Source organism: Streptomyces calidiresistens, assembly GCF_014141525.1.
Classification (GTDB): domain Bacteria; phylum Actinomycetota; class Actinomycetes; order Streptomycetales; family Streptomycetaceae; genus Streptomyces; species Streptomyces calidiresistens.
In genome coordinates, this window is sequence record NZ_VKHS01001406.1 from 1 (window position 1) to 734 (window position 734).

The 734-nt window shown below is 77.1% G+C and carries 1 protein-coding gene; it reads right to left on the reverse strand.

Annotation, left to right across the window (positions count from 1 at the left end; translation table 11 throughout):
* Positions 1 to 678: aminotransferase class I/II-fold pyridoxal phosphate-dependent enzyme (locus FOE67_RS27545; RefSeq protein WP_182667526.1), on the reverse strand; the 678-nt coding region annotated here is incomplete at its 3' end.
* Between the last annotated feature and the right edge of the window lie 56 nt (positions 679 to 734).

Sequence of the window (734 nt, forward strand, 5' to 3'; positions counted from 1 at the left end):
GACCACCCCCAGGCCGTGCGCGTCGTCCACCACCAGGGCCGCCCCGTGCTCCCGGCAGACGGCCGCCAGCCCGGTGAGCGGCGCCGCGTCCCCGTCCACGGAGAAGACGGAGTCGGTGACCACGAGCGCAGGGCCCCCGGGCACCGGCTCCTCCGATGTCTCCCGCCCGCCCCCGGACGGGAGGCGCGAGGAGTCGGCGACCCCGCGGCGCCGATCGCCCAGGAGCTTGTCCACCGCCGCCGGATCGGCGTGCGGGGCGACGACGGTCACCGCGCGCGCCAGCCGGCAACCGTCGATCAGCGAGGCGTGGTTCGCCGCGTCGGAGACGATCACCCCTTCGCCGCCCCGCCTCCCCGGGGGCCCGGCGAGTGCGGTGAGGGCCGCGAGATTGGCGGCGTAGCCGGAGGAGAAGACCAGGGCGGCCTCGAACCCGCAGAACTCGGCGAGTTCCGCCTCCAACTCGGCGTGCAGGGCGGTGGTGCCGGTGACCAGGCGGGAGCCGGTGGCGCCGGCGCCCCACCGGTGGGCCGCGTCGGCGGCTGCCGAGACGACCCGGGGGTGGCGGGCCAGACCCAGGTAGTCGTTGCCGGCGAGGTCCAGCAGTCGATCCCCCTCCCCGCGGGGCCGCAGGCTCCGGGTCAGACCGGCGCGTTCCCGGCCGGCCCGGGCCTCCTCCAGCCATCCGAAGGGGTCGCCGGGGGGCCGGGGGGCTGTCTCTTATACACCTCTGACGC